The sequence below is a fragment of the Halorubrum sp. AD140 genome, from assembly GCF_034497445.1.
In the GTDB taxonomy this organism is placed as follows: Archaea; Halobacteriota; Halobacteria; order Halobacteriales; family Haloferacaceae; genus Halorubrum.
Genome location: NZ_JAXRUU010000119.1, coordinates 1 through 3124 on the forward strand (window position 1 = coordinate 1; position 3124 = coordinate 3124).

3 protein-coding genes are annotated in these 3124 nt (G+C 69.1%); 2 read left to right on the plus strand and 1 reads right to left on the minus strand.

The window, feature by feature from the left end; genetic code table 11:
- Window positions 1-44 precede the first annotated feature (44 nt).
- Window positions 45-1148, plus strand: a complete 1104-nt coding sequence (locus U4E84_RS16400; protein ID WP_322533185.1) for a pyridoxal phosphate-dependent aminotransferase — start codon at window positions 45-47, stop codon at window positions 1146-1148.
- A gap of 546 nt (window positions 1149-1694) precedes the next feature.
- Here U4E84_RS16400 and U4E84_RS16405 read toward each other — a convergent pair.
- Window positions 1695-2339, minus strand: coding sequence for an FAD-dependent oxidoreductase (locus tag U4E84_RS16405; protein ID WP_322533186.1), 645 nt, complete (start codon window positions 2337-2339; stop codon window positions 1695-1697).
- Window positions 2340-2690: 351 nt separating this feature from the next.
- Between U4E84_RS16405 and U4E84_RS16410 the strand changes: the two genes are divergently transcribed.
- A partial coding sequence (locus U4E84_RS16410; RefSeq protein ID WP_322533187.1) for a 2-oxoacid:acceptor oxidoreductase family protein occupies window positions 2691-3124 on the plus strand: 434 nt, incomplete at its 3' end.

A 3124-nucleotide genomic window follows, 5' to 3' on the forward strand; every position in this document is an offset into this window, starting at 1 on the left:
TCTCGTGCCGAAAGAGCCACGGCGGGCGCGCCCGACCCGCCCGTATGGAGTACGAGGAGCCGAAGTTCTTTCACGTGATGCAGTACGCGGCCGCGGCGGACGGCGACGTCATCGACATGGTGAGCGGCAACCCCGACTGGGAGCCGCCGACCGCGCTGCGGGAGGCGCTCCGCGAGTACGCCGACCTCCCGCCGGACGCGTTTCAGTACCCTCCCAGCGAGGGACTGCTGGAGCTCCGAGAGGCGATCGCCGAGCGGCGGAACGTCGACGTCGATCGGGTCGTCGTCACGAACGGAACCGGCGAGGCGAACTACCTCGCGATGGCGCGCGCGCTCGACCGCGGCGCCGGAGACGAGGCGCTGCTCACCGACCCCGTCTACCCGTACTACCCGGGCAAGGTGGACATGCTCGGGGGCGAGTCGACGTTCGTTCCGACCGAGCGCGACGGGGATCTCGACGTCGCGGCGATCCGCGAGGCCGCGAGCGCGGACACCGCGCTGATCGTCCTGAACACGCCGAACAACCCGACGGGGGCGATTTACGACCTCGACACGGTCCGCGAGGTCGTCGCGGTCGCGGACGAGGTCGACGCCCTCGTCCTGGTCGACGAGGTGTACGACCACTTCGACCTGACCGGCCGCTTCGAGTCCGCGCTGACGCTGGGGTCCGACCGCGTGATCGTCACCAACGGCTTCTCGAAGTCGATGGCGATCACGGGATTTCGGGTCGGATACGGGCTCTTCCCCGCCGAGCACGTCGACGACGCGAAGACGCGGCACATGCTCGTGAACGTCGCCGGGCCGCGGCCCTCGCAGCACGCGGTCCACCACGCGCTCGCGGAGACGTCGCCGAGCTACTACGCGGAGGCCCGCGAGCTTCTCGCGGACCGCGTGGACGCGTTCACCGAGGCGCTCGACGCGGCCGGCGCCGAGTACAGCCGCCCCGACGGCGCCTTCTACGTGCTCGCGCGCTTCGAGGGGTTCCCCGGGACGATGGCGAACGTGAAGCGCCTGGTCGACGAGGCGGGCGTCGCGGGGATGCCCGGCGAGGCGTTCGGGGTCGCCCGCGACGAGTGGATCCGGTTCGCCCTCGTCACCCCGCGCGCCGTCGAGGCCGCGGAGCGGCTGGCCGACTACTTCGGAGAGTAATCCGCAGACGGATCGCGGTGGCGCGCCTCCGAGCGGTCGCCGCCGGCGACCGCGAGGAGTCCGCGAGGGAGTCAGTCGTCCGGAGCAACGCGGAGGGCGACTGACGAGGTTGGGGAGGTGTGAGGCTGCGGTGCTGTGCGGTCGGGGTGGGACTCAAAGGGGCAGCCGTGATTCCCGCGAGCAGCGCGAGCGGGAAGACGAGAGACGGAGTCTCTCGGAAGGACGAAGCCTGACGACGCAAGCACCGCAGAGAGCGAACAGCGAGGGACCGAAGGTCCCTCTGGCAGCCGGCGCTACGCGCCGGCGACGAAGTGAGCGACCGAGGAGCGCAGCGAGTCACGCGAGTCCTCGCGGCTGGGGCTTTTGAGGTGTTCGCCGTCACAACGACTGCGGCGACGTATCGCCGAGCGGCTGGGGCTTTGGAGGTGTTCTCCGTCACAACGACTGCGGCGACGTATCGCCGAGCGGCTGGGGCTTTGGAGGTATCCCCGCTAGATACCCAACTCCTTCGTTATAAATGAGCTGCTAGGGCGTAATATATCGCGTCTAGCCGAAGTTCTCGACCTTCGCGGCGTCGGCGTCGCCGCCGGCGGCCGAGATCGCGGCCTCGGCGTCTGCGACGAGGTCGGCGAAGCCGTAGACGAAGACGGTCTCGCCCTCGGCTCCCGTCAGCGCCTCGGCGACCGCGCCGTCGAGCGCCTCGTCCGCGTCGAGGAGGTGGATCGCGGCGCCGCGCTCCGCCAGCGCGTCCAGCCGGTCCTCGTGCGACACGTCGTCGTCGCGGTAGACGACCGCGGCCTCGGCGCCGTCGTCGAGCGCGCGCTCCGCGATGGCGACCGCCGGGCCGACGCCGGGACCGCCCGCGATCACGACCGCGCGCGGCTCGCCGTCGTAGTGCTGGTCGCCGAACGGACCCGAGAGGGTCATCTCCGTGCCCGCCTCGGCGCCGGCGAGGAACGCGGAGAAGTCGCCGCCCTCCTCGGGATCGATCCCCACCGTGACCTCGAAGGTGTCGCCGACTGTCGGCGACGAGAGCGTGTAGAAGCGAGCCACGGGCTCGCCGTCGATCTCGGTCCCGAGCTTCACGAACTGGCCGGGCTCGGCGGCGAACCCGTCGGGCGCCTCGAAGCGGAGGGCGTACGTGTCGCGGCCGACCGTCTCGACCGCGCTGACCGTCGCTGTCGTGTCCATACCGCCGATCCGGTCGGCGGACACAAACGTGTTCCCGTCCGCGTCGGTGCTGCCCGTGTCGAAAGCCGCCGGCGAATCGAGCCGCCGTCGGTGACGGAGCGAACCGCGTCGGTGCCAGTGCGCGTCGCCGCCGCGCGACCTCGGTATTTCGACGAACGTCGAAACGACCCGTGACTGGGAAGTCCGATCTCGAGGATTTGAGAAAACGTTCGTTCACCGTGAAGCGCTCGAACGCGATTGTAGGGACTCACAAGCGTCAATATTCGCGAGAAAGTACACGTATGTCCAGAAAATTCTCGGTAGCTCCTTCCAGAAGTCTTTTGATGAGTCCGGCGAAAGCTCCGGCATAGCATGGCTGCGGACTTCAACTGGGCCGTCGGCGGGGAAGCCGGCGACGGCATCGACTCGACCGGGAAGATCTTCGCGCAAGCGCTCTCTCGGGCGGGTCGACACGTGTTCACGTCGAAGGATTTCGCCTCGCGGATCCGAGGTGGCTACACCGCGTACAAGGTGCGGACCTCCGTCGACAAGGTACAGAGCGTCGTTGACCGGCTCGACGTGCTCATCGCGTTGACGCCCCGGACCATCGAGGAGAACCTCGAGGAGCTCCACGAGGGCTCGGTGATCATCTACGACGGCGAACGGACCACGATGCAGGACGTCGAGATCCCCGACGGGATGATCGGGATCGACGTCCCGCTCAAGCGGCTCGCCGAGGAGGCCGGCGGGGCGATCATGCGGAACGTCGTCGCGCTCGGCGCGGCCTGTGAGGTCGCCGCGTTCCC